The sequence below is a fragment of the Allobosea sp. 05L423 genome (assembly GCF_056397745.1).
In genome coordinates this window covers 43,785-67,316 of the sequence record NZ_JBFTOA010000011.1, presented here as the reverse complement: position 1 = coordinate 67,316, position 23,532 = coordinate 43,785, and the positions used below count along the sequence as shown (strand labels likewise).

Below are 23,532 nucleotides of genomic sequence, written 5' to 3'. Positions count from 1 at the left end.
CGTCTCGCGCCAGCCGCCATCGGCCGTCTGCTTGCTTGCGCGGAGGAAGCTGCGGCCGAAAAGAAAAGCCCGCCCCGGCGGTCCGGGGCGGGCTCGATTCTTGGCTTGCCTCGACCGGCGCGTCAGGCCGCGTCAGGCTGGGCCGGAGGATTGGCCGGCGGGTTGTTGCGGCGCTCGTTCATGAACTGATCGAACTCGGCCTTGTCGCGGGCCATGCGCAGGCGGCCCAGGAAGTCGTGGAACTCGCGCTGCTCGTCCTCGAGCCGGCGCAGCGTCTCGGCGCGATACTCGTCGAAGGCGCGGTTGCCGCTGGAGGGGCCGCCGCGGCCCCAGCCGCCGAAGCCGCCGCCAAAGCCGCCTTCACGGCCGGCCATGCGCTCACGCAGACGATCCATCTTGCCCTGAAGGCGGCTCATCCGGTGCTCGTAACGGTCGCCCGCGTAGCCACAACCCATGCGTCCACTCCCGAACAGAAAGGCCAGGGTCGCCAGACCCAGCGGCCACCACACGATGAAGCCGAGCACCGCGAAGGCGATCCAGGCCCCTCTTCCATATTCGTCAAGCTTCGTGACGATCGGCATCTTCTCCTCCGCTCATCGGCGTGAATGTAAATCACATTTACATAGATGCGCGCGGCACCCCGGCTTGTCAAGAATGGCGCCGCGAAAATCGTCAGCCGGCCGGCGGTGGCGCTGCTTCCGGGCCGATTCCTAGGCCCTGGAGGTAGATCAGCATGCCGGCTTCGAGGAGCTCGGCGGCCGACATCGGCAGCGGCCGCCGGCCACCGTCGGCGCGGCCGAACAGGGCGGCGATGCCATGGGACATCGCCCAGATGTGCAGCGCCATCATCAGCGCGGGCGGGCGCTTGTTCTGCGGCAGCCGGGCGATCAGCGCTTCGGCTGCCTGCCGCAAGCCGGCGAAGGCGCGGTCGGCCGCTTCGCGCAATTCGGAACTGGCGTCGAGCGGTACGCCCGCCTCGAACATCGCCGAATAATAGGCGGGCTCGTCATGGGCGAAGGCGAGATAGGCGCGCCCCAGCCGGTGGAAGGCGGTTTCGGGATCGGGCCGACCCTGGTCCCAGGCGTGCGAGAGCGCGGCCTCGAACGCCTGGAAGCCGCGTGTCGCGACATCGGCCAGCAGTTCGTCACGGTCGCGAAAATGGCGATAGGGCGCGGCCGGGCTGACGCCGGCGAGGCGCGCGGCCTCGGCGAAGGTGAAGCCGTTCGGGCCCTTCTCGCCGATCAGCCCGAGCGCCGCACGCACCAGCTCCTCCTTGAGGTTGCCATGGTGATAGCCGCGGGGTGTCTCGGGGCGGTCGCGCTTCCAGCTCATGTAAGGAGCGCTAACATAAGCGCAGGCGCCGCGTCGACTGTCGTGCGATCTGTCAGTCGTCGAGCATCAGCCGCTTGCGCAGGCCGTCCGGGATGCGCCGGGCCCGGCCGCCGCCGACGCAGGCGACCATGACCTGCGCGGTGATCAGCACGTCCTCGCCGCGCAGCACGCGCTGTTCGAGATCCATGGTGGCGCCACGCGCTTCGACCGAGCGGGTCTCGACGGTCAGCAGATCGTCCATCACGGCGGGGCGCAGGAAATCGATCGTCATCTTGCGCACGGCAAAGCCCAGCGCGGTCTCGCCGTCGAAGAGCTCGCGCTGCTCAATGCCGAGCGCACGGATCAGCTCGGTGCGCCCGCGCTCCATGAAGCGTAGATAGGAGGCGTGGTAGACCACGCCCGAGAAATCGGTGTCTTCATAGTAGACGCGGACGTCGAGGCGGTGGACCCTGCTCATGTCGCTCCGGGGCGCTGTCGGATTGTTCGCGCTGCAATAGACCAACAGGCGCGCCTTCGGAAAGGCCGGAACCGGTTCGGCCGGGAAGCGTTGCCCGTTACGCGGCCAAAGACGTGGGAGGACATCAGATGGCACAATCCAGCAAGGCGACGGCAAGGCTGCTCGACAAGACCGAGCTCGACTTCGTCGCGCGCACGCAGCGCGGCGCGATCGCTGCATTACCGGACGAGGAGCTGCGCGATCTTGCCGGCAAGCTGCGGGAACGCCGCGACAAGGCGCGCGACAGCGCGCGGCGCCAGAAGCGCGAGATGCGCGGCAAGGCGGAGCCGAAAGGCGCCAAGGCGGCGAGCGACAACAGCGGCACCAAGGCCAAGGCCGATGCGCTGACGGCGGCGCTGAAGCGGGTCGGCGCCGAGCGCACCCGTCGCGCCGAGAAGCTGAAAGAGCCGAGCCAGCGCAGCCTCGCCCGCAAGGCGTTGGCGCTGAAACAACGCCAGAGCGCGCTTGAGCGTCCGAAGAGCCGCACTGCCGGCAAGGGCATGCAGCCGGTCGAGAATCCCAAGGCGGCCAAGTCGGGCGCCCTCAAGGATGCTGGCGCCCGCCCCGCGATGATGCGCGCGAAGATGGCTCGCCGTAGCGGTTGATCAGTCGGCGCGTTCCGGCGACGCGGTTATCTCGGGCCCTGCGGGCGCTTAGCGCTTGCAGGGCTTGTTCATGAAGGAGCCGCAATCATAGGGCTGCGAGAGCTGCTCGCGGATCGAATAATCCTTGCCCACGAAGCGGTTGACGATGTCGTCGATGCGCCAGCCGCCATTCTCCCTGATCATCTGGAACTGGACGGTGACGGGCTTGCCGAAGCTACGGAAGTTGGCCAGCACGGTCGCCTTGCCGGCCGCGACGGGAATCGTGTCGAAGCTCAGCTTCTTCACTTCGCCATCCTGGCCGTTGAGGAAGGGATCGGCGCCGATCTGGCCCATATCGCCGCTTTCCGTCTGGTAGAGGTCGTCGCGGGCGAAGAGCGCGGCCAGGCTCTTGCTCATCAGCCTGTCACGGTGCGGCGGGCGCCATGCCGGCGGCGGGGCCTTGCCCTTGGCCATCAGCGTCCTGGTTGTGATGGCGTACCCTTCTTCCACCGGCCCGCGCGGAACGTCGTCGCCGGCGCGGGCCGAAACCGCCAGGACTGCGAACAGGCCCGTCAGGGCCAGCGCCAGCGCGAAATTCCGAACGATCTGCTTCACGCTTCGTCCTCGTCGTTTCCGAACAAGCCGAACTGTGCCGTTTCACGCGAGGGCTCGGGCATGCCGAGATGGCGGAAGGCATGGGGGGTCAGCAGCCGCCCGCGCGGCGTGCGCTGGATGAAGCCCTGCTGCAGCAGGAAGGGCTCGATGATCTCCTCGATCGCGTCGCGCGGCTCGGAGAGCGAGGCGGCGATGGTCTCGATCCCGACCGGGCCGCCGCCAAAATTGATGGCCACCGTCGTCAGGTAGCGCCGGTCCATCTGGTCGAGGCCGATGGCGTCGACATCGAGCAGCGAGAGCGCCTTGTCCGCGACCTTGCGGGTGACGATCGGATCGCCGTCGACGATGGCGAAGTCGCGCACCCGCCGCAGCAGGCGCCCGGCGATGCGCGGCGTCCCCCGAGAGCGCTTGGCGATCTCATTGGCGCCGTCGTCCGACATCGGCACGCCGAGCACGCGGGCACCGCGGGCGACGATGCCCTGTAGCTCCTCGACGGTGTAGAACTGCAGGCGGATCGGGATGCCGAAGCGGTCGCGCAACGGCGTGGTCAGCAGGCCCGCGCGGGTGGTGGCGCCGACGAGGGTGAACTTCGGCAGGTCGATCTTGACCGAGCGGGCCGCTGGCCCCTCGCCGATGATCAGGTCGAGCTGGTAGTCCTCCATCGCCGGGTAGAGGATTTCCTCCACTGCTGGGTTCAGCCGATGGATCTCGTCGATGAAGAGCACGTCGCGCTCTTCGAGATTGGTGAGCTGCGCGGCGAGATCGCCGGCCTTGGCGATGACCGGGCCCGAGGTCGAGCGGAAATTGACGCCGAGCTCGCGCGCCACGATCTGCGCAAGGGTCGTCTTGCCGAGACCGGGCGGCCCGACGAAGAGGACATGGTCGAGCGCATCGCCCCGGCTTTTGGCGGCGTTGATGAAGACCTGGAGATTCGCGCGGGCCGCCGCCTGGCCGGTGAAATCGGCGAGCGATAGCGGCCGCAGCGAGGTTTCGCTGTCGTCGTCGCGGCGTTCGGCCGTCATAAGGCCGGAGCGCTTCGGGTCGCTCACAGCGCGATCTCCAGCTCGATGGCGTCGTGGATCGGAATGTCCTTGTATCCCGTCTTGATGATATCAGGCACAACCGAGCGATAGGCGTCGATCGCCTCGAGATAAAGCCCCGAGAGGCGAAAGCCACGGCGCTGGTAGAAGGTCATGCCCGGCATGTTGTCGTTGGTCAGCATGGCCTTGAGCTTCTTCGCGCCCGCCGTCCGTGCGGCCTCGATGACAGCGTCGAGCATCTGGATCGCCACGCCTTCGCCGGGGCGCAGCGAATGGAGCGCGCAGAGATAGGCGGTGTCGCCTCTCACCGTCCAGCTCGCCAGCGCCGCCGTCCTGCCATCGCGCTCGAACAAGCCGAGCGCGCCGATCTCGGCGACGTCATAGACATGCAGGTCGATCATCATGCTGTGCGAGCCCCAGCTCGCCAGCATGATGCGGCAAAGCTCGGTCTTGTCAGTGACGATGCGCAGGTCCAGCTCGTCGGGCGCTTCGCTCACTTCGCCAGTTCCTTCAGGCCCAGCTTGATGAGCTGGGCCGTGCCGGCGCCGTCGCCGGCGGCCTTGGCGGCGGCTGCGACGGCCGCTACGGCCTGCGCCTGAGGATAGCCGAGATTGGCGAGCGCCGAGACTGCGTCGGCGATGGGCTGCGGCAATTTCCGGTCCTCGAGCGCGCCGGAGAGCTGGACGATCCCAGGATCGATATGGCCGAAGGCCGGGGCCTTGTCCTTGAGCTCGGCGCAGAGGCGCTGCGCCAGCTTGGGGCCGACGCCCGGGGCGCGGGCGATCGCCGCCTTGTCGTTGGTGGCGATGGCGGTGGCGAGCGCGCCCGGGTCCAGTGTCGAGAGGATGGCGAGCGCGACCTTGGCGCCGACGCCCTGCACCACCTGCATCAGCCGGAACCAGTCGCGCTCGACGTCGGACATGAAGCCGTAGAGGCGGATGGCATCCTCGCGGACATGGGTCTCGATCGAGAGCGCCGCCGCCTCGCCCGGCTTGGGCAGGCGCTGCAGCGTGCGCGCCGAGCACTGCACGACATAGCCGACGCCTTGCACGTCGATGATAACGTGGTCCTCGCCATAGGAATCGATCAGGCCCTTGAGCTTGCCGATCATCGATATTCTCCGCCTGTCATCCCGGGCGACCGCAGGGAGACCCGGGATCCATGCCGGAGCGCCGCCGATAGAGGTTCAGGCATGGATCCCGGATCTCCGCTTCGCTGCGTCCGGGATGACCTGCGCGGTACGAGCCTCGCAAAAATTACCAGATGACAGCATGGCCCTCACGATGCCTTCAATTGCGCGACCAGCGCCTTCATGCCGCGATGCTGGGCATGACAGATCGCGACGGCGAGCGCGTCCGCCGCATCGGCGGAGCGGGTCTCGGCCTTGGGCAGGAGCACGCGGATCATTGCCTGCACCTGCTTCTTGTCGGCGTGGCCGACGCCGACCACCGTCTTCTTGACGAGATTGGCGGCGTATTCCGCCACGCTCAGGCCGGCCAGCGAGGGCACGACCAATGCGATGCCGCGCGCCTGGCCGAGCTTCAGCGCCGATTGCGGATCGCGATTGATGAAGGTCTCTTCCACGGCCGCCTCATGCGGGCGATGCGTGGCGATGATCTTGTGCAGTCCCTCGTGCAGCTGCCGCAGGCGCTCGCCCAAGGCGAGAGTGCCGTCGCTTTCTACGCAGCCGCAGGCGACGAAGGAGAGCTTGTTGCCTTCCGAGACGACGACGCCCCAGCCGGTCTTCCGGAGGCCGGGGTCGATGCCGATGATGCGAATCGCGGGTGCCATAACGTTGCCAAACTAGCGGGTGTTTCGGATTTGTCCCGCCCGGAACTTGGGCGGAGATGAATTCCGCTCATCGATCGCATCAAAAAGGAAAGTTGTTCTTGCCGCGCAGCGGCGGGCATGGTTCGCCGGATCAGCTTCTCCGACGCCGACGCCATGCCTTTCAGCCTCTCCGCCTTCATGCCCGGACTGACCTCAGACGGCATCGCCGTCCTGCTCGCCGCCACGCTGCTCGGCGGGCTGGTGCGCGGCTTCACCGGCTTCGGCTTCGCGATGGTATTCATGCCGCTGGCCTCGATGGTGCTCGGGCCGGTGGCGGCGCTGGGGCTGATCTGGTTCATCGACCTGCCCTTCGCCCTGCCGATCGCGGCGCGCAGCGCCAGGCGGGCCGAGTGGGGCGAAATCCTGCCGCTCCTGCTGACGGCGACGCTGGCGCTGCCGGCCGGCATCTGGCTTCTGACCTGGCTCGACCGCGAGACGATGCGCTGGCTGCTCGCCTCGCTGGTGCTGGTTGCGGTCGGTCTTATGGCCTCGGGCTGGCGCTATCACGGGCGCCCGACGATCCCGCTTTCGCTCGGGGTCGGCGCGCTGTCCGGACTTTTCAACGGCATGGCCTCTATCGGCGGCATGCCGCTGGCGGTGTTCTGGCTGGGTGCCCAGCGCAACGACCGGCACAAGACGCGGGCCAACATGCAGGCCTTCTTCGGCGTCTCGACGCTGATCAGCGGCGCGGTGCTGTGGTGGAAAGGCATTCTCATCTTCGGCGCGCTGCTGATGGCGGTGCCGCTCTTCGCGGTCTACGGCATCGGGCTCTGGGCCGGCACGCATGGCTTCCGGCTGGCCTCGGAGCAGAGCTTCCGGCGCGGCGCCTATCTGGTGATCTTCCTGAGTGCGCTGATCAGCCTGCCGCTCTGGGATGCGCTGATCGGGCGGTAATGCAAGCCGTCATGCTCGGGCTTGACCCGAGCATCTCGTGACCAGGAGGTGCCGCCGCGTTTTCCGGCATGAGATTCTCGGGTCTGCGCTTCGCTTCGCCCGAGAATGACGGCTGGCCGGGATCAGGCGCTGAGCTTGGCCATGATGTCGTCGGCAATCTCGAAATTGGCGAAGACGTTCTGGACGTCGTCGTCGTTGTCGAGCGCTTCCATCAGCTTCATCATCGATGCCGCCTTGTCTTCGTCGAGCGGGGCCGTCGTCGTCGGCCGCCAGACCGGCTTGGCCGAGGCGGGCGCGCCGAGCGAGGCTTCGAGCGCCTTGGAGACTTCGTTCAGCGCGTCGAAGGCGCAGGTGATGACATGGCCGTTCTCGTCCGAGGCGACATCGTCGGCGCCGGCTTCGATCGCGGCTTCCATCACCTTGTCGGCGTCGCCGGCCTCCGGCGGATAGGTGACCTCGCCGACGCGGTTGAACATGAAGGAGACGGAATTGCTTTCGCCGAGCGCGCCGCCGGACTTGGTGAAGTAGGAGCGGACGGCCGAGGCGGTGCGGTTGCGATTGTCGGTCAGCGCCTCGACGATGACGGCGGCGCCGCCGGGGCCGTAGCCCTCGTAGCGGACCTCGTCGTAGTTATCGCCTTCGCCGCCGGCGGCCTTGTTGATGGCGCGCTGGATATTGTCCTTCGGCATGTTCTCGGCGCGGGCGGCGAGCACCGCCATGCGCAGCCGCGGGTTCATGTTGATGTCGGGCATGCCCATCTTGGCGGCGACGGTGATTTCGCGGGCCAGCTTCGAGAACAGCTTGGAGCGCACCGCGTCCTGCTTGCCCTTGCGGTGCATGATGTTCTTGAACTGTGAATGGCCGGCCATGGGGACTCGCTGCCCTTTGAGATGATGGAACCATGGAAACACCACCCGCGGCGCGCCGGGGCGATCGGAACGGCCTTATAGGCGCCGATTTCCGGGACAGGCAAGCGCCAGTGGGCCCTCGCTGGCGAGATCGATGGCGGAGCGGCCGTTAAGCCATTGTTTGCCGTGGCCGAGCAGTATGCCGGCGGCGCCATGCCGTCATCTTTCAAGCTCGTGAACCAGTGACATTTAATTCCATTGCCGCGCAGGAACACCGGTTCCGCGCCTTCCGGATCTTCAGCGAGGATATCGAGCTTCTCGCTTCGCTATCGGGTTTCGCGCGCGACCGGCTGCCGCAACTGCTGGAAGAGCTGCACGAGCAATTCGCGCCCTGGCCGGAGATCGCGCAGGCGCTGCGCCGTCCCGACGTCCACCAGCGGCGGCTGGCGCACTGGATCAAACTTGCTTCCGGCGATCTCCGGGAGGGCTACAGCGAGTCGGCCCGCAAGCTGGCGACCGCGTTCCACGACCATGGCGTGCCGATCTATGCGGTGGTGATCTGCCACGCGATCGTCTCGAACGCCATCATCGTGGAGCTCGGCCTCGACCGGCAGAGCATGATGGGGCTGTCGAGCTTCTGGCAGAGACGCGAGCTCGACCGGCGGATCGCGACGCGCACGGCGCTCTCCAAGGCGACCCAGCTCGACCTGGAGCTGCTGCTCGAGACCTATGCCGTGGTTCAGCAGGAGAGCCGCGACCGCACGCGCCACCAGATCGAGGCGTTCGAGGTCACGGTCCGGGAGGTGGTTGGCGCGGTGAACGCGAGCGCCGGCAAGGTGGAGCGCCTCGCCGCCTCGGTCGAAGACGTGGTCGGAGAAACGAGCGCGCAAGCCAAACGGGCCGCGGGGGCGGCGGGGAGCGCTTCGGACAATGTCAGCAACGTCGCGACCGCGACGAACGAGTTGTCGATCTCGCTCGACCATGTCGCGGCGGAGGTCGTGCGGGCATCGACCATGGCGCATGAGGCCCATGTCGCTGCCCAGAAGACCGATGCCATCGTCAAGAGTCTCGCTCTTTCGGCGGAGACGATCGGCTCGGTCGTGGAGATGATCCAGACGATCGCCAGCCAGACCAATCTGCTTGCGCTCAACGCTACGATCGAGGCTGCACGCGCCGGCGAGACCGGACGAGGCTTTGCCGTTGTGGCTACGGAGGTGAAGCAGCTTTCATCGCGCACCGCGAAGGCCACGGACGAAATCGCGGCCCAGGTCCCGGCGATGCAGGCGGCGACGCGCGAGGCGGTGACGGCGATCGAGAGCATCGTCGCCTTCGTCAGCCAGGTGAACGGCATCGCCGGTGCGGTTGCGGCGAGCATCGACGAGCAGCGCGCCGCCACGCAGGAAATCGCACGCAGTGCCGATCAGGCGGCGATGGGCACGCAGGCCAACGCCGAAACCATCGTGCAACTGAACGACCGGGCGCAGCAGGCCGGCAAGGCGGTGCATGACGTGCTCGACGTGGCGGGCACCCTGTCCCGCCAGGCCGAGAGTCTGAACCACGCCTTCGACGATCTGGTTCGCCAGCACCGCGCGGTCTGAGGCGCGCAGGCTCCTGCGGGTCAGTCTTGCGCCCAGCCGGGCAGCGCCTCGCTGAGATGCGGGCCGACCCGTACGGCCCAGACGGCTTTCGCGAGCCCCGTCGCATCGTCGATCTCGACTGCGACGCCTGACAGAGTGCCCTCGCCGGTGGCCGGCTCCAGCCGCGCGCCCGGCACCTTCTGCAGGAAGCGGCGCACCGGCTCGTCCTTCTGCATGCCGAGCACGGAATCATAGTCGCCACACATGCCGGCATCGGACTGATAGGCCGTGCCGGCGGGCAGGATGCGCGTGTCGGAGGTCGGCGCATGGGTGTGGGTGCCGACGACGAGGCTGGCGCGGCCATCGAGGAAATAGGCCATCGCCTGCTTTTCGCTCGTCGCCTCGGCATGGACGTCGACGATGACGGCGTCGGCGACTTCGCCAAGCGGGCAGGCGGCGAGCTCGCGCTCGACTGCGGCGAAGGGGTCGTCGAGCGGGTCCATGAAGAGACGACCCATGACGTTGACGACGAGGACGCGGGCGCCGTTGCGCGCCTCGATGACGGTAGCGCCGCGGCCGGGCGTGCCGGGCGGATAATTCGCCGGGCGGATCAGCCGGTCCTGCCTGTTGATGAAGACAAGCGCCTCGCGCTGGTCCCAGGAATGATTGCCGAGCGTGACGACATCCGCGCCGGCTGCGAGGATCTCGTCGCAAATCGCCTCGGTGATGCCGAAGCCGCCCGCGGAATTCTCGCCGTTGATGACCACGCAGTCGAGCTTCCACGCTTCGCGCAGGGCCGGCAGGCGCTCCTGAACCGCAATCCGGCCAGGGCGGCCGACGATGTCACCGAGGAAGAGAAAACGCATGAGGGCTCCGAGCCGGTAGGGGCGCCGGTTACACGAGCCCTCATCCTGAGGAGCGGCCGCAGGTCGCGCCTCGACGGATGTTCCACAGTCCGCTGGATCATCCTTCGAGACGCCGCGTTCCGCGGCTCCTCAGGATGAGGGCTGTGGAATGGCAGGTCTGTCCTCCTCCGTGACCCGAAAGCCAGCCGGAATCAACCGCAGCGGATAGTGTCGCGTTCGGTCACGATCCAGTCGAGGCGCTGGTCGTGCGGCTCGTCCGGCACGGCCTCGATTTCTTGTGCTGCGTAGCCAATGCCGATGCTGACGGTCGGCCCGAGTTCCGTCAGGGCACGGTCGTAGTAGCCCTTGCCGTATCCGATGCGGTAGCCGCGCCGGTCGAAGGCGGCGAGCGGCACGATCAGGATGACAGGCTTAGCCTCGGGCTCGGCGGGAGCGGGGACGAGCGTGCCGAAGCCGCCCGGCACGATCGGCTCGTAGGGCGCCCAGCGGCGGAAGATCATGCGCTTGTCGACGATCGCCGGCAGGCAGAGCGGCAGCCCGCGCTCATGCAGCGCTTCGAGGATCGGGCGCGGATCGGCTTCCGAGCGCATCGGCCAATAGGCGGAGATAGGGCCGGTGCTGTCCCAGACGGGCAGAGCGAGGACGCGGGCGGCGATGTCCGCATCCCATTCGAGCCGGCTGTCGAGATCCAGCGCGTCACGGCGGGCCAGCGCGGCGTCACGGAGAACGACCTTGCGCGGGGATGGGGAGGCCGGGGGTATGAAAGGCGTATCGGGACGCGTGGTCGTCATGGTCAGGCTGCGGAGCCACCTCGGCCGTGGAGTTTTGAATCCCGGGACACCTACAGAAGTAGGTGGGCGCCGTGTGCCCGGTTCCGATGGATCCGGACAGGGACAGCTCCCTAGGGAGTCGTATGGGCCCGGGGAATGCTGTCTCTCACGCACCAGGCAGCCCCGCTCAGCCAATGTAAGCAAGCCGCCGGCAAAGCGCCAGAGGCGATTTGCCGGCACGCACCCAAATGTGCGGGGGGGCGCCATGAAAATGTTCATATTTTGGACGTGGTGAGCAGATGATATAGACAAGCGCGACATGTTCGGAAAACCGGTTTCATCGATGCTTCCTTCGATCCTCGCCCGTTATCTTTCCCGTTCGGGGCTGGTTGCGCTCGCCTGCGCCGCGGCACTGTTCGGCGGGGCCGCGCCCGGCTCGGCCCAGGATGCCGCTGACCTGCTGGTGCGTACGACGCGGCTGGAGAACCAGCTGCGCCAGATGTCCGGCCAGATCGAGCAGCTCCAGTTCGAGAACCGCCGCCTCAGCGAACAGCTGCGCAAGTTTCAGGAGGATGTCGATTTCCGCCTGAACGAGAAGGGCGGCGGCCGTTCAGGCGGGGCCGCGCCGGGCGCTCCGCCGGCTGGCGGTGGCGCCCCCGGGGCGCCGCAGCGCCAGCGCCGTGGCGATGCCTTCGATCCGACGATGCAGCAGGGCGCCGCCGGCGGCCCGCAGCAGCTCGGCGGCGGGATCGCAGGCATCATCGAGGATGACGATGGCGGCGGACCGGCCACGGGCCGGCCGCTCGACCTGCAGGGCGTCGGACGCCCCGCTCCGCAAGGCGGCCTGCCGCAGGCCATGCCGCGGGGGCCGAGCGTCGCGGCTGCCAGCGGTCCCCAGAGCGCCAAGGAGGCCTACGACCTCGCCTTCACCTCGCTCCAACGCAGGGAGTACGAGCAGGCGGAGATGGGCTTTCGGCAGTTCCTGCAGAGCTATCCGCGCGACCGGCTTGCGGTCGACGCCACCTATTGGCTCGGCGAAAGCTATCTACAGCGCCAGCGCTATCGCGAGGCTGCCGAGCAGTTCCTGAAGATCTCGCGGGAATCGCCGAAGGCGACCAAGGCGCCGGACAGCCTGCTCAAGCTCGGCATGGCTTTGAATGGGCTCGGTGCCAAGGACCAGGCCTGCGCGACCTATGCCAAGGTCGGCGTCGATTATCCCTCGGCCTCCAATGCGGTGCGCCAGGGCGTGGCGCGCGAGCGGCGCCGCTCCGGCTGCGCTTGAGCGCGCTGCCACAGAATCAAACGAATGCGTCGCCGGTCTCGCCTGTCGAGGCCGGCGAACTCTTTCTGGGGCTGACGCAGGAAAGCGTTCTGCTCGTCGCGGTTTCAGGCGGGCCGGATTCGGTCGCATTGCTGGGGCTGCTGGCCGATTGGGCGCGCTTGCCGGGCCGGCCACGGCTCCATGCCGCGACCGTCGACCATGGCTTGAGGCCGGAAGCCTCGGCGGAGGCTGCCGCTGTCGCCGCGCTCTGCGCGCGGCTCGGCGTCGCGCACGCGACCCTGCGCTGGGAAGGCGAGAAGCCTTCAAGGGGCATCCAGGCAGCGGCCCGGCACGCCCGTTACGCGCTGCTGGCGGGAGAGGCGAAGCGGCTCGGCGGTGCCGTTCTGGTGACCGCCCACACGCTCGACGATCAGGCCGAGACGATGCTGATGCGGCTCGCCCATGGCTCCGGCCCGTCCGGTCTCGTCGGGATGCGCGGGCGAACCGTGAAGGACGGTGTCGCACTTGTCCGCCCGCTTCTCGGCATTGCGAAGGCACGGCTCGTTGCGACAGCCCGGGCGCGCAGCCTTCCCTTTGTGAGTGATCCGAGCAATGCCGACCTGCGCTTCGAGCGCGTTCGCTGGCGTGAGATCATGCCGGTTCTCGCGGAGGAGGGGCTGACGGCCGAGCGCTTCGGACGGATGGCAGAAAGGATGGCGCGGCTGGAGGCTGCGGCGAGCCAGCGCGCGCAGGCCGTGTTTGCAGCGGTCGGCTTGCCGCGAGAGGCGGGCGAGGACCGGGTGAGGCTCGACTTTTCGGCGCTGATGGCCGAGCCGGACGAGATCGTTCTGCGCGTGGTCGGGCAGGCGCTTGAGGCCGTCATGGCCAGCGGCGACCGCTATGGTCGGCTCGAACGGCTGGAGGATTGCGTGGAGGCGCTGCGTGCTGCGGCGAAGACAGGTTCTGCCATCAGACGGACATTGTCCGGCTGCATGGTGATGCTTGGCGTGGACGGCGTGCTGGCCCTCGAACGGGAGCCGCCACGTCGACGCGGCGTTCACCCTGCGACATCTTAGTGCCCTTACGTCTTCTGTTTCCCTTGGCAAGGGCGTACGCCGCTCCTAGATTAGCTCGGGAAACCCTTGGCCTTATCCGGTTGGTCCGGCAGGCCCGATCGGACTGGTGATGAATCCGAATTTTCGTAATTTCGCCCTCTGGGTGGTGATTTTTCTTCTTGTCCTGGCGCTGGTGACTCTGTTCCAGAGCCCAAGCCAGCGCGCGAGCACCAACGAAATCCCCTACAGCCAGCTCATCAACGAGGCCGAAGCCGGCCGCGTCGCCAATGTCGTGGTCGCCGGACAGGAGATTTCCGGCAGCTTCTCCGACGGGCGCAATTTCGTGACCTATGCGCCCTATGGCGACCCCAATCTGCTGAAGACCATGGCGCAGAAGGGCGTGCAGGTGTCGGCCCGCGCGCCGTCCGAGGGCACGCCCTGGTTCATGGCGCTGCTGGTCAACTCGCTGCCCTTCGTCATCTTCATCGGCCTGTGGATCTTCATGTCCCGCCAGATGCAGAACGGCGCCGGCCGGGCGATGGGCTTCGGCAAGTCGAAGGCCAAGCTGCTGACCGAGGCGCATGGCCGCGTCACCTTCGAGGATGTCGCGGGCATCGACGAGGCCAAGGAAGACCTGCAGGAGATCGTCGAATTCCTGCGTGATCCGCAGAAGTTCCAGCGGCTGGGCGGGCGCATCCCGCGCGGCGTGCTGCTCGTCGGCCCTCCCGGCACCGGCAAGACGCTGACGGCGCGCGCCGTCGCCGGTGAGGCCAATGTGCCGTTCTTCACCATCTCGGGCTCCGACTTCGTGGAGATGTTCGTCGGCGTCGGCGCGAGCCGCGTTCGCGACATGTTCGAGCAGGCCAAGAAGAACGCGCCCTGCATCATCTTCATCGACGAGATCGACGCTGTCGGCCGTCATCGCGGCGCCGGTCTCGGCGGTGGCAATGACGAGCGCGAGCAGACCCTCAACCAGCTCCTCGTCGAGATGGACGGCTTCGAGCCGAACGAGGGCGTCATCATCATCGCTGCGACCAACCGTCCGGACGTGCTCGACCCGGCGCTGCTGCGACCCGGCCGTTTCGACCGGCAGATCGTCGTGCCGAACCCGGATGTCGCCGGCCGCGAGAAGATCCTCAAGGTTCACGTCCGCAAGGTGCCGATGGCGCCGGATGTCGACCTCAAGATCCTCGCCCGCGGCACGCCCGGCTTCTCCGGCGCCGACCTGATGAACCTCGTCAACGAAGCCGCGCTGCTGGCGGCCCGCCGCGGCAAGCGCATGGTCACCCATGCCGAGTTCGAGGACGCCAAGGACAAGGTCATGATGGGCGCCGAGCGCAAATCCATGGCGATGTCCGAGGAGGAGAAGAAGCTCACGGCCTATCACGAGGCAGGCCATGCTATCGTCGGCCTCTACGTGCCGGCCGGCATCCCGGTCCACAAGGCGACGATCATCCCGCGCGGTCGCGCGCTCGGCATGGTCAAGTTCCTGCCGGAGGGCGACCGCTACTCGATGAAGTTCAAGGAGTTCACCTCGCAGCTTGCGGTCGCCATGGGCGGGCGCGTGGCGGAGGAGATGACCTTCGGCCGCGAGAACGTGACCTCGGGCGCCACGGGCGACATCCAGCAGGCGACCAAGATGGCCAAGGCCATGGTCACGCAGATGGGCTATTCGGACGAGCTCGGCATGGTCGCCTATGGCGACAATCAGGAAGAGGTCTTCCTGGGCATGTCGATGGGCCGAAGCCAGTCCGTCTCCGAGTCGACCGCCCAGAAGATCGACGCGGAGGTGAAGCGCCTCGTCGACGAGGGCTATGCCGACGCCAAGAAGATCCTGACCGATCACCATGAGGAGTTCGTCGCGGTGGCCGAGGCGCTGCTCGAGTTCGAGACGCTGACCGGCGAGGAAATCCGCGACCTGATCGCCGGCAAGCGCCCTTCGCGCGATCTCGACGACACGCCGCATGCCCCGCGCGGCTCGGCCGTGCCGAGCGCGGGCAAGGGCCGCAAGCGCGGCGAGCCGGACGCCGGCATGGAGCCGCAGCCGCAGGTCTGATACCGCCAGTATAGTTGAAGGGAAGGGCGGCCCCCGTGGCCGCCCTTTCTGTTTGGGCAGCCACGATGTCATGTTCCGTCATAATTTGTGAGAAGGCGGAAAGGTTTTTTGGCTATAGAACACGTACAATCGGGCGTTGCAGCCCCTCGGAATCGAAACGCAATGACGCGCAAATATTTCGGAACTGACGGCATTCGCGGGCGGGCGAACGGCGTCATTACGCCCGACCTTGCCATGAAGGTCGGCCAGGCGACCGGCCTGGCCTTCCGCCGCGGCGAATATCGCCATCGGGTCGTGATCGGCAAGGATACCCGCCTCTCCGGCTACATGATCGAATACGCCATGGTCGCGGGTTTCACCGCGGTCGGCATGGACGTGATGCTGCTCGGCCCGATGCCGACCCCGGCCGTCGCCATGCTGACGCGCTCGATGCGCGCCGATCTCGGTGTGATGATCTCGGCCTCGCACAACGCCTATGAGGACAACGGCATCAAGCTGTTCGGGCCCGATGGCTACAAGCTCAACGACGATGTCGAGCGGGAGATCGAGGCGCTGATCGACGCCGATCTCGGCCCGCGCCTGGCGACTTCGCCGATGCTCGGCCGGGCCAAGCGTATCGACAGCGCCGATGCGCGCTATGTCGAGTTCGCCAAGCGGACGCTGCCGCGCAACCTGAGCCTCGAAGGCCTGCGCATCGTGCTCGATTGCGCCAACGGTGCCGCCTACAAGGTCGCGCCGCAGGCGCTCTGGGAGCTGGGCGCCGAGGTCATTACCATCGGCGTCGAGCCTGACGGCTTCAACATCAACCGCGAGATCGGTTCGACCCATCCTTCGACGCTGATCGAGAAGGTCAAGGAGCTGCGCGCCGATGTCGGCATCGCGCTCGACGGCGACGCCGACCGCGTGCTCGTGGTCGACGAACACGGCCATATCGTCGATGGGGACCAGCTCATGGCCGTGATCGCGCGCAGCTGGATGGAGGACGGCCGCCTCTCGGCGCCCGGCATCGTCGCAACCGTGATGTCCAATCTCGGGCTGGAGCGCTATCTGGCGGGGCTGGGCCTGTCGCTGGCGCGCACGGCGGTCGGCGATCGCTATGTGCTGGAGCATATGCGCAACCACGGCTTCAACCTCGGCGGTGAGCAGTCCGGCCACATCATCCTCTCGGATTTCGGCACGACCGGCGACGGGCTGGTCGCGGCGCTGCAACTGCTCGCGGTGGTGAAGCGGATGGACCGGCCGGTCTCGGAAGTCTGCCACTGCTTCGAGCCGCTGCCGCAGATCCTCAAGAACGTGCGCTACAAGGCCGGCAAGCCGCTGGAGCAGCAGCCCGTCATCAGCGCGATCGAGGCCGCGAAGCAGTTGCTGGGCGACAGCGGACGCCTGGTGATCCGCCCCTCGGGAACCGAGCCGGTGATTCGCGTGATGGCTGAAGGCGACGACCGCGATCTGGTCGAGCGCGCGGTGGACGATGTCGTCGAGGCGGTGACGAAGGCCGCGGCCTGAAGGGCACCGTCATGCTCGGGCTCGACCCGAGCATCTCCGGCCGGAGGAGGCTCCGGTCGTCATTGCGAGGAGCGAAGCGACGAAGCAATTCAGGAAGACTGGGTTGGACGTCTCACCCGGTCCTCCTGGATTGCTTCGCTGTGCTCGCAATGACGGTGGAGGTTCGGTGCGACCCCGTCATGAGATTCTCGGGTCTGCGCTACGCTTCGCCCGAGAATGACGGCTGTGCCAGCCTCACACCACCGCAGTCAGGCCACCGTCGACCATCAGCAGATGGCCGTTGACGTAGTCGGATGCCGCCGCGGACAGGAAGATGGCGGCGCCGACGAGCTCCTTCGTCTCCCCCCAGCGCCCGGCCGGCGTGCGGGTGGCAACCCAGTTCGAGAAGGCCTCGTCCGCAATCAGCGCGGCATTGATCTCGGTGGCGAAATAGCCGGGGCCGATGGCGTTGGCCTGGATGTTGTGCTTGCCGAGCTCGGCGGCGAGACCGCGCGTCATCATCTTCACCGCGCCCTTGGAGGCCGTGTAGGGGATGATGGTGGCGCGGCCGAGCTCGCTCATCACCGAGCCGATATTGATGATCTTGCCACGCTTGCGCGGCACCATTCGCTTCGTCACCGCCTGGGTGACGTAGAACACTGAATGCAGGTTGGTGTTCATCACCTCGTGCCAGCCCTCGACCGGGAATTCGGTGATCGGCGCGCGCTTCTGCATGCCAGCATTGTTGATGAGGATGTCGATCGGCCCGATCTCGGCCTCGATCGCGGCGATGCCGGCCTCGACCGCCTTCTGGTCGGTGACGTCGAAGGGAGCGATGGAGGCCTTGCGGCCGGCGGCGGCGAGCGCCTGCCGGGCACGTTCGAGCTTGGCCTTGTCGCGGCCGTTCAGCACGACATGGGCGCCGGCCTCGGACAGGCCCTCTGCGAGCGCCAGACCGATGCCCTGGCCGGAGCCGGTGACCAGTGCGATCTTGCCTTCGAGACTGAACAGCGACAGCGACATGGCGTATCCTCGCAGTGTTCTGGTGTGAGCAAATTCGGTTTGCGCAAAGCCTGCATCCTTGGGTAAGCAGGTTTCAATCGATTAGACAACCACGGAAGGGCGCCTTCGCTTTCTCAGCCCTCATCCTGAGGAACAAGGCGAATGCCTTGCGTCTCGAAGGGTGTTCCAGCGCGCTCCAAACCATCCTTCGAGACGCCGCGTTCCGCGGCTCCTCAGGATGAGGGCAGAGGAAAACAAGCTGTCCGGATCAGGGAGAACCACCATGCGTGCCGTCGTCATTCATGCCGAGAAGGACCTGCGGGTCGAGCCGACGACCGCGCCGGAGCTCGGGCCGCGCGACGTGCGCGTGCGGATCGAGGCCGGCGGCATCTGCGGCTCGGATCTGCACTATTACCTTCATGGCGGTTTCGGCACGATCCGCGTGCGCGAACCGATGATCCTGGGCCATGAGATCGCCGGCCGCGTCGAGGCGATCGGCGGCGAGGTTTCGCGGGTGCAGCCGGGCGACCGGGTCGCGGTCAATCCGAGCCGGGCCTGCGGCCATTGCCGCTACTGCCAGATGGGGCTGCAGCAGCACTGCACGGACATGCTGTTCTACGGTTCGGCGATGCGTTTCCCGCATGTTCAGGGTGGCTTCCGCGACGTGCTCGTCGTCGAGGAGCGGCAGGCGGTCAAAGTCGCGCCGCATGTCGGCGCCGCCGAGGCTGCCTTCGCCGAGCCGCTTTCGGTCTGCCTCCACGCCGCCAAGCGCGCCGGCCCGCTGCTCGGCAAGCGCGTGCTGGTGACGGGGGCCGGGCCGATCGGCGCTCTCACCATCGTGGCGGCGAAGGCGGCGGGCGCTTCAGAGATCGTGGCGACCGATGTGGTCGACGGGCCGCTGCCGGTCGCGCGCAGGATGGGAGCGACCGCGACCGTGAACGTTGCCGCCGAGCCCGAGCGGCTGAAAGCGGAATACGGGGCCGAGAAGGGCGCCTTCGACGTGATGTTCGAGGCCTCCGGCAATCAGCATGCGCTGACCGGCGCCTTCGATGTGGTCCGGCCGGGCGGCATCATCGTGCAGATCGGCGTGGGCGGCCAGTTCACGCTGCCGATGAACGTCGTGGTCGCCAAGGAGTTCGACCTGCGCGGCTCCTTCCGCTTCCATGAGGAGTTCGACTGGGCGGTGGCGATGATCGGCTCCGGTACTATCGATCTCTCGCCGCTGCTGACGGCGACGATCCCGGTCGATCGCGCGGTCGAGGCCTTCGACCTGGCGGCAGACAAGTCGAAGGCGATCAAGGTGCAGCTCGATTTCGCATGAGCCGAAGCGGAGCGTCATTCTCGGGCCGCGTTAGCGGACCCGAGAATCTCGGGAGGGGATAGCGCGGGAGCCTCCTTCGGCATGAGATGCTCGGGTCAAGCCCGAGCATGACGCAGTGTGTTCTACCAGCCTAGCAGCGACGGGTCGGCGAGATGGACGAGCCGCCCGCCGGCGATGGTCGCCACCACGCGCGGTGTGGGGGCCGGCCGGACGATGACGAGATCGGCCCTCAAGCCCGGCGTGATCCGGCCGCGATCGGTGAGCCCGAGCACTGCTGCAGGGTTCTCCGAAACAAGCGTCCAGGCAGTGGCGAAGGAGGCCGCGCCGCTCTCGGCGAGCAGGAAGGGCGCCAGCGCTAGCGCCGGGTAGTAGTAGTCGGAGGCCAGGATGGTGCAGAGCCCCTGGCGCACCATCTCCTCGGCCGCCGGGCAGCCCGTATGCGAGCCGCCGCGTAGCACATTCGGCGCGCCGAAGACGATCGCTTCCCCGGCCGAGGCCGCCTCGCGCGCCGTCGCCTCATTGATCGGAAACTCGGCGATGGCGATGCCGAGCGCACGATGCTGCCGCCGCATCCCAGGGCTCATGTCGTCATGGGACATGGTCGGCACGCCCGCCTTGCGCGCCGCCTCGGCCAGCCATGAGGCGATCTCTTCCTCAGCGTCGAGGTTGAAGGTCTCATGACGCATGTGGAAACGGGTATCGGCGCCGAGCTCCGGCTTGAGGGTGGCGATGCGCTCGACCAGCCGGCGCGCATTCTCCGCACTGCGCAGGCCCGGCTCCCAGGACCAGGTCACGCCATGGAAGGCGGTGGTGATGCCGCTCGCCAGCAAAGCGCGGTCGGCGTCGCGCAGCGCGAGATCGATATCGAAGGCGACGCCCGGGCGCGGCATGATGTGACGCTCGAAGGCATCGCCATGGCAGTCGACGATACCCGGCAGCAGGAGGCAGCCTTCGGCGTGAAGCACGAGATCCGCCGTGTGCGAGGCCTCGCCCAATGAGGCGATCAGACCTCCTTCGAGCGAGACGTCCGTCGCGGCGAGTTCATCGAGGAGCGCCCGCACGCCCGTGATTTTCGTGCTCATCTTCGCTGCCCCGCTGTCGATGCCGAGGCGGGGGGCTTCGATGAGTCATTTGACGAAGGCGTGACGCTGCCGGTTGGCGGAGCCGTCAGAACAAGCCTTCGATCCGCCCCTGCGCATCGATATGGATGCGCTCGGCGGCCGGCTGGCGCGGCAGGCCGGGCATCGTCATGATGTCCCCGCAGATCGCGACGACGAAACCCGCGCCGGCCGAAAGCCTGAGCTCGCGCAGCGGCACGATATGGCCGGAGGGCGCGCCGCGCAGCGCAGGGTCGGCCGAGAAGGAATATTGGGTCTTGGCGACGCAGACCGGCAGGTTGCCGAAGCCGGCTGCCTCCAGCTCCGCGAAGCGGTCGCGCAGCCTGCCGTCGACGCCGACCCCGGCCGCGCCGTAGATCTCACGCGCGATCGTCTCCAGCTTATCGCGCAGCGGCATCTCGTCCGGGTAGAGCGGCGCGAAATCGGCCTCGTCCTCGTCGGTGAGCGCGGCGACCTTGCGGGCGAGCTCCTCGGCGCCGGCGCCGCCCTTGGCCCAGTGCCGGCAGATGACCGCCTCGGCGCCGAGATGGTTGCGGCAGTAATGGCGGATCAGATCGTGCTCGGCCGCGGTGTCGGTGGTGAAGTGGTTGATCGCGACGATCGGCGGCACGCCGAATTTGCGGATGTTCTCGACATGGCGCGCGAGGTTGGCCATGCCGGCTTCCAGCGCCTTGAGGTTTTCCTGGCCGAGTTCGTCCTTGGCGACGCCGCCATGCATCTTGAGGGCGCGCACGGTGGCGACGACGACGGCCGCGGCGGGCTTGAGCCCGGCCTTGCGGCACTTGATGTCGAAGAACTTCTCGGCGCCGAGATCCGCGCCGAAGCCGGCCTCGGTGACGACATAGTCCGCGAGCTTCAGCGCCGCGCGCGTCGCGATCACCGAATTGCAGCCATGGGCGATGTTGGCGAAGGGGCCGCCATGGACGAAGGCCGGCGTGCCCTCCAGCGTCTGCACCAGGTTCGGCATCAGCGCGTCCTTGAGCAGGACGCTCATCGCGCCGGTCGCCTTGAGGTCGGCCGCGGTGATCAGGCGCTTGTCGCGCGTGCGGCCGACGACGATCCGGCCGAGACGCTCCTCGATATCGATCGCGTCACGCGCCAGGCAGAAGATCGCCATCACTTCGGAGGCGACGGTGATGTCGAAGCCGTCCTCCCGCGGAAAGCCGTTGCCGGGGCCGCCGAGCGACGAGACCGTCGAGCGCAGCGCCCGGTCGTTCATGTCGAGCACGCGGCGCCAGGCAATGTGACGGGTGTCGAACTCCAGCCCGTTGCCCCAGTAGACATGATTGTCGATCATGGCCGCGAGCAGGTTGTGGGCGCTGGTGATGGCGTGGAAGTCGCCGGTGAAGTGCAGATTGATCTGCTCCATAGGCACGACCTGGGAATAGCCACCGCCGGCCGCGCCGCCCTTGACGCCGAAGCAGGGGCCGAGAGAAGGCTCGCGCAGCGCGATCATCGCGCGCTTGCCGATGCGAGAAAGCCCGTCGCCGAGACCGACCGTCGTCGTGGTCTTGCCTTCGCCAGCCGGTGTCGGGCTGATCGCGGTGACGAGGATCAGCTTGCCGTCCGGCCGCGTTTCGAAGTCGGGGATCGCCTGCGTGTCGATCTTGGCGATGTGCTTGCCGTAGGGGTTGAGCGCCTCCGAGGGAATGCCCACGCGCTCGGCGATGGCGGCAACAGGTTGAAGCGTCGCGGCGCGCGCGATCTCGATATCGGTCGGCATCCGTCCTCTCGGAGACTGTACTTGCTCCGCGCCTCCCCGGGGGCAGAGCCGCGGCGACACTGGCGCGAAACGCCTGTCGCCGCCAGCGCTTTTGCCGCGGAGGCAGCCATGATGCACAGGCGGTGCGGCGCGCTGCGATGAGCGCACCGCACGGGCGGCCTCAGGATTTGAGATGGGCGTTCTGCGGGAACAGGTACCTGAACGCCTCGGCGTCGAAATCGGCCTTGAAGTCGAACCGGTCCTTGAGAGCGACCGCGCGCCGCGCTGCGGGGCGAGCCGAGATCTCGTCGAGATGGCGCTTCACATGCGGGAACATCTGCGGCCAGGTCTCGCCCACCGCAAAGGAAAGGCGCGTCGCCCAGCCCCAGACCGACATGTCGACCAGCGTGTAGACGTCGCCGAGCATGTAGCGGCGCCGGGCGAGGAGATCGTTGATGATGCCCCAGTGCCGCTCGGCCTCGCGGGAATAGCGGTTGATGGCGTAGGGAATCTTCTCCGGTGCGAAGCGGCTGAAATGCACCGCCTGGCCGCAATAGGGGCCGATGCCGGTGGCGACGAACATCAACCAGGACAGCATTTCGCCGCGCGCCTTCGGCGTGTCCTGCGGCAGGAACTGCCCTGTCTTCTCGGCGAGATAGAGAAGGATCGCGTTCGAGTCGAAAACCGTGACGTCGCCATCGGTGAGAGCCGGGGTCTTGGCATTGGGGTTGATGGCGAGGAATTCCGGCTTGAACTGGTCGCCCTTGCGGGTGTCGACCGGCACCATCTCGTAGGGCAGGCCGGCTTCCTCGAGAAAGAGCGCGATCTTCGCCGGATTGGGCGATGGGTGGTAGTAGAGCTTGATCATGGGGCTCCTCGGCGGCGCTCAGGCCTGTCTCAGTGCGGCGACATAGGAGACGAGATCGGTGAGCGCTGCAATGGTCGCGTCGGCCTGAAATCCGAGTTGTTCAGGCTGCATCCTGAGCGCCTTGAACATCAGGGCCGGGTCGAGCGTTGCTGCCGTTTCCAGCTCGCAGCGCAGCCTGTCCGCTGGCACGCGCTCAATGCGGGCGACGTGGAAACCATGCGACTTGGCGCCGGCGATGTCGAAGCCATTCGAGGAGACGAAGAGGATCTCCTCGCGCGCCAGCCCGAGCCGCTTCTCGACATGGGCGTAGCCGCGCGGGTCAGGCTTGTAGACGCCGATCTCGTCGACGCTGATCACGGTTTCCAGCAGTTCGCCGATGCCGGCATGGGCGACGAGCCGCTTCAGCATCGCCGGGCTGCCGTTCGAGAAGATGGCGAGGCGGTGCGAGGCGAGCCCTTCCAGCGCCGCCCGCGCCTCCGGGTAGAGGGCGAGCGCGTCATAGGCCTCGGCAATCTGCCAAACGAGATTCGGCGGCGCCGAGAGGCCGAGCGTCCGCAGGTGAAGTCGAGCGAGTCGCGGGTGACGGTCCAGAAATCCTCGTAGCGGTCCATCAGGGCGCGCAGCCAGGTGTATTCGAGCTGCTTCAGCCGCCAGATCTGCGTGATCGCCGCGCCGTGCCCCGGAAAAGCCCGATCGGTGACGCCTGCGACGGACTGCACGTCGAACAGCGTGCCATAGGCATCGAAAACCAGCGCCTTGATCGTCATCGCTGCCTCCCATCGGAGCTTCGCCGCGGTTCCGCCGCTTTCTTA

Annotated in this window: 23 protein-coding genes, 1 other RNA gene and 1 pseudogene; 8 read left to right on the top strand and 17 right to left on the bottom strand. The window is 67.3% G+C overall.

Annotation, left to right across the window (positions count from 1 at the left end; all coding sequences use genetic code 11):
* Positions 1–122 precede the first annotated feature (122 nt).
* The 3 genes from AC1DNE_RS20980 to ybgC form a co-directional block, all read right to left on the bottom strand.
* On the bottom strand, positions 123–581 hold the full coding sequence (locus tag AC1DNE_RS20980) for a DUF2852 domain-containing protein (RefSeq protein ID WP_441472905.1): 459 nt from the start codon (positions 579–581) through the stop codon (positions 123–125).
* Positions 582–672: 91 nt separating this feature from the next.
* Entirely contained in the window at positions 673–1,332 is a 660-nt protein-coding gene (locus AC1DNE_RS20975; protein ID WP_441472904.1) for a TetR/AcrR family transcriptional regulator, read from the bottom strand.
* A 52-nt stretch (positions 1,333–1,384) separates the two neighbouring features.
* Positions 1,385–1,789, bottom strand: a complete 405-nt coding sequence (ybgC, locus tag AC1DNE_RS20970; protein WP_441472903.1) for a tol-pal system-associated acyl-CoA thioesterase — start codon at positions 1,787–1,789, stop codon at positions 1,385–1,387.
* A gap of 128 nt (positions 1,790–1,917) precedes the next feature.
* Here ybgC and AC1DNE_RS20965 point away from each other — a divergent pair, with 128 nt between their 5' ends.
* Complete coding sequence (locus AC1DNE_RS20965) at positions 1,918–2,433, top strand: hypothetical protein (protein WP_476766419.1); 516 nt, start codon at positions 1,918–1,920, stop codon at positions 2,431–2,433.
* Between the two features lie 48 nt (positions 2,434–2,481).
* On the opposite strand, the gene AC1DNE_RS20960 is transcribed toward AC1DNE_RS20965, so the two are convergent.
* The 5 genes from AC1DNE_RS20960 to ruvC form a co-directional block, all read right to left on the bottom strand.
* Positions 2,482–3,027 (bottom strand): DUF3828 domain-containing protein, encoded by a 546-nt coding sequence (locus tag AC1DNE_RS20960; protein WP_476841176.1) that lies wholly within the window; start codon positions 3,025–3,027, stop codon positions 2,482–2,484.
* The gene (gene ruvB / locus AC1DNE_RS20955; RefSeq protein ID WP_441473016.1) at positions 3,024–4,049 is read right to left on the bottom strand and encodes a Holliday junction branch migration DNA helicase RuvB; all 1,026 of its coding nucleotides are present in this window, start codon (positions 4,047–4,049) and stop codon (positions 3,024–3,026) included. Before ruvB ends, AC1DNE_RS20960 begins: the two co-directional genes overlap by 4 nt.
* Before the next feature lie 23 nt (positions 4,050–4,072).
* Positions 4,073–4,564 (bottom strand): GNAT family N-acetyltransferase, encoded by a 492-nt coding sequence (locus tag AC1DNE_RS20950; protein ID WP_441472900.1) that lies wholly within the window; start codon positions 4,562–4,564, stop codon positions 4,073–4,075.
* Positions 4,561–5,178, bottom strand: a complete 618-nt coding sequence (gene ruvA / locus AC1DNE_RS20945) for a Holliday junction branch migration protein RuvA (RefSeq protein ID WP_441472899.1) — start codon at positions 5,176–5,178, stop codon at positions 4,561–4,563. Before ruvA ends, AC1DNE_RS20950 begins: the two co-directional genes overlap by 4 nt.
* 167 nt (positions 5,179–5,345) lie before the next feature.
* On the bottom strand, positions 5,346–5,858 hold the full coding sequence (gene ruvC, locus AC1DNE_RS20940; protein WP_441472898.1) for a crossover junction endodeoxyribonuclease RuvC: 513 nt from the start codon (positions 5,856–5,858) through the stop codon (positions 5,346–5,348).
* A gap of 117 nt (positions 5,859–5,975) precedes the next feature.
* Between ruvC and AC1DNE_RS20935 the strand changes: the two genes are divergently transcribed.
* On the top strand, positions 5,976–6,791 hold the full coding sequence (locus tag AC1DNE_RS20935) for a sulfite exporter TauE/SafE family protein (protein ID WP_441472897.1): 816 nt from the start codon (positions 5,976–5,978) through the stop codon (positions 6,789–6,791).
* 122 nt (positions 6,792–6,913) lie between these two features.
* Here AC1DNE_RS20935 and AC1DNE_RS20930 read toward each other — a convergent pair whose 3' ends face one another.
* Positions 6,914–7,660 (bottom strand): YebC/PmpR family DNA-binding transcriptional regulator, encoded by a 747-nt coding sequence (locus tag AC1DNE_RS20930; RefSeq protein ID WP_441472896.1) that lies wholly within the window; start codon positions 7,658–7,660, stop codon positions 6,914–6,916.
* Positions 7,661–7,881: 221 nt separating this feature from the next.
* On the opposite strand from AC1DNE_RS20930, the gene AC1DNE_RS20925 reads away from it, so the two are divergent.
* Positions 7,882–9,237 carry a methyl-accepting chemotaxis protein gene (locus AC1DNE_RS20925; protein ID WP_441472895.1) on the top strand — a complete coding sequence of 452 codons (1,356 nt, stop codon included), beginning with the start codon at positions 7,882–7,884 and terminating at the stop codon, positions 9,235–9,237.
* 20 nt (positions 9,238–9,257) lie between these two features.
* Here the strand turns inward: AC1DNE_RS20925 and AC1DNE_RS20920 are convergent, their stop codons facing one another.
* The 3 genes from AC1DNE_RS20920 to ssrS all read right to left on the bottom strand — a co-directional run bounded on the left by AC1DNE_RS20920 (position 9,258) and on the right by ssrS (position 11,039).
* A complete protein-coding gene (locus AC1DNE_RS20920; RefSeq protein WP_441472894.1) occupies positions 9,258–10,082 on the bottom strand; it encodes a TIGR00282 family metallophosphoesterase in 825 nt (274 codons plus the stop codon).
* A 191-nt stretch (positions 10,083–10,273) separates the two neighbouring features.
* A complete protein-coding gene (locus AC1DNE_RS20915) occupies positions 10,274–10,873 on the bottom strand; it encodes a 5-formyltetrahydrofolate cyclo-ligase (protein WP_476766420.1) in 600 nt (199 codons plus the stop codon).
* An 8-nt stretch (positions 10,874–10,881) separates the two neighbouring features.
* Positions 10,882–11,039: non-coding RNA, 6S RNA (gene ssrS / locus AC1DNE_RS20910), on the bottom strand.
* 156 nt (positions 11,040–11,195) lie between these two features.
* On the opposite strand from ssrS, the gene ybgF reads away from it, so the two are divergent.
* From ybgF to glmM, 4 genes are all read left to right on the top strand, one after another.
* On the top strand, positions 11,196–12,134 hold the full coding sequence (gene ybgF / locus AC1DNE_RS20905) for a tol-pal system protein YbgF (RefSeq protein ID WP_476811093.1): 939 nt from the start codon (positions 11,196–11,198) through the stop codon (positions 12,132–12,134).
* On the top strand, positions 12,131–13,189 hold the full coding sequence (tilS, locus tag AC1DNE_RS20900) for a tRNA lysidine(34) synthetase TilS (protein WP_476766422.1): 1,059 nt from the start codon (positions 12,131–12,133) through the stop codon (positions 13,187–13,189). Before ybgF ends, tilS begins: the two co-directional genes overlap by 4 nt.
* Positions 13,190–13,298: 109 nt before the next feature.
* Positions 13,299–15,224, top strand: coding sequence for an ATP-dependent zinc metalloprotease FtsH (ftsH, locus tag AC1DNE_RS20895; RefSeq protein ID WP_441472890.1), 1,926 nt, complete (start codon positions 13,299–13,301; stop codon positions 15,222–15,224).
* Between the two features lie 162 nt (positions 15,225–15,386).
* Complete coding sequence (gene glmM, locus AC1DNE_RS20890; RefSeq protein WP_441472889.1) at positions 15,387–16,730, top strand: phosphoglucosamine mutase; 1,344 nt, start codon at positions 15,387–15,389, stop codon at positions 16,728–16,730.
* A gap of 234 nt (positions 16,731–16,964) precedes the next feature.
* Here glmM and AC1DNE_RS20885 read toward each other — a convergent pair whose 3' ends face one another.
* Complete coding sequence (locus AC1DNE_RS20885) at positions 16,965–17,732, bottom strand: SDR family NAD(P)-dependent oxidoreductase (protein ID WP_441472888.1); 768 nt, start codon at positions 17,730–17,732, stop codon at positions 16,965–16,967.
* Positions 17,733–17,994: 262 nt separating this feature from the next.
* Between AC1DNE_RS20885 and AC1DNE_RS20880 the strand changes: the two genes are divergently transcribed.
* Entirely contained in the window at positions 17,995–19,032 is a 1,038-nt protein-coding gene (locus AC1DNE_RS20880) for an L-idonate 5-dehydrogenase (protein ID WP_441472887.1), read from the top strand.
* Positions 19,033–19,154: 122 nt separating this feature from the next.
* Here AC1DNE_RS20880 and AC1DNE_RS20875 read toward each other — a convergent pair whose 3' ends face one another.
* From AC1DNE_RS20875 to AC1DNE_RS20860, 4 genes and pseudogenes are all read right to left on the bottom strand, one after another.
* Positions 19,155–20,114 (bottom strand): alpha-D-ribose 1-methylphosphonate 5-triphosphate diphosphatase, encoded by a 960-nt coding sequence (locus AC1DNE_RS20875; protein ID WP_441472886.1) that lies wholly within the window; start codon positions 20,112–20,114, stop codon positions 19,155–19,157.
* 85 nt (positions 20,115–20,199) lie between these two features.
* Positions 20,200–21,873 carry a formate--tetrahydrofolate ligase gene (locus AC1DNE_RS20870; RefSeq protein ID WP_441472885.1) on the bottom strand — a complete coding sequence of 558 codons (1,674 nt, stop codon included), beginning with the start codon at positions 21,871–21,873 and terminating at the stop codon, positions 20,200–20,202.
* Between the two features lie 160 nt (positions 21,874–22,033).
* Positions 22,034–22,720 carry a glutathione S-transferase family protein gene (locus AC1DNE_RS20865; RefSeq protein ID WP_476766426.1) on the bottom strand — a complete coding sequence of 229 codons (687 nt, stop codon included), beginning with the start codon at positions 22,718–22,720 and terminating at the stop codon, positions 22,034–22,036.
* Between the two features lie 18 nt (positions 22,721–22,738).
* A pseudogene (locus AC1DNE_RS20860) lies at positions 22,739–23,487 on the bottom strand (haloacid dehalogenase type II).
* Positions 23,488–23,532 lie beyond the last annotated feature (45 nt).

Coding starts and splice junctions, on each gene's coding strand:
- ruvB (WP_441473016.1), bottom strand. CDS start 4,049: ATGACGGCCGAACGCCGCGACGACGACAGCGAAACCTCGCTGCGGCCG.
- glmM (WP_441472889.1), top strand. CDS start 15,387: ATGACGCGCAAATATTTCGGAACTGACGGCATTCGCGGGCGGGCGAAC.
- AC1DNE_RS20935 (WP_441472897.1), top strand. CDS start 5,976: ATGGTTCGCCGGATCAGCTTCTCCGACGCCGACGCCATGCCTTTCAGC.
- AC1DNE_RS20965 (WP_476766419.1), top strand. CDS start 1,918: ATGGCACAATCCAGCAAGGCGACGGCAAGGCTGCTCGACAAGACCGAG.
- AC1DNE_RS20870 (WP_441472885.1), bottom strand. CDS start 21,873: ATGCCGACCGATATCGAGATCGCGCGCGCCGCGACGCTTCAACCTGTT.
- AC1DNE_RS20865 (WP_476766426.1), bottom strand. CDS start 22,720: ATGATCAAGCTCTACTACCACCCATCGCCCAATCCGGCGAAGATCGCG.
- AC1DNE_RS20885 (WP_441472888.1), bottom strand. CDS start 17,732: ATGTCGCTGTCGCTGTTCAGTCTCGAAGGCAAGATCGCACTGGTCACC.
- AC1DNE_RS20980 (WP_441472905.1), bottom strand. CDS start 581: ATGCCGATCGTCACGAAGCTTGACGAATATGGAAGAGGGGCCTGGATC.
- AC1DNE_RS20875 (WP_441472886.1), bottom strand. CDS start 20,114: ATGAGCACGAAAATCACGGGCGTGCGGGCGCTCCTCGATGAACTCGCC.
- AC1DNE_RS20920 (WP_441472894.1), bottom strand. CDS start 10,082: ATGCGTTTTCTCTTCCTCGGTGACATCGTCGGCCGCCCTGGCCGGATT.
- AC1DNE_RS20930 (WP_441472896.1), bottom strand. CDS start 7,660: ATGGCCGGCCATTCACAGTTCAAGAACATCATGCACCGCAAGGGCAAG.
- AC1DNE_RS20915 (WP_476766420.1), bottom strand. CDS start 10,873: ATGACGACCACGCGTCCCGATACGCCTTTCATACCCCCGGCCTCCCCA.
- ruvA (WP_441472899.1), bottom strand. CDS start 5,178: ATGATCGGCAAGCTCAAGGGCCTGATCGATTCCTATGGCGAGGACCAC.
- ftsH (WP_441472890.1), top strand. CDS start 13,299: ATGAATCCGAATTTTCGTAATTTCGCCCTCTGGGTGGTGATTTTTCTT.
- AC1DNE_RS20975 (WP_441472904.1), bottom strand. CDS start 1,332: ATGAGCTGGAAGCGCGACCGCCCCGAGACACCCCGCGGCTATCACCAT.
- AC1DNE_RS20880 (WP_441472887.1), top strand. CDS start 17,995: ATGCGTGCCGTCGTCATTCATGCCGAGAAGGACCTGCGGGTCGAGCCG.
- ybgC (WP_441472903.1), bottom strand. CDS start 1,789: ATGAGCAGGGTCCACCGCCTCGACGTCCGCGTCTACTATGAAGACACC.
- ybgF (WP_476811093.1), top strand. CDS start 11,196: ATGCTTCCTTCGATCCTCGCCCGTTATCTTTCCCGTTCGGGGCTGGTT.
- ruvC (WP_441472898.1), bottom strand. CDS start 5,858: ATGGCACCCGCGATTCGCATCATCGGCATCGACCCCGGCCTCCGGAAG.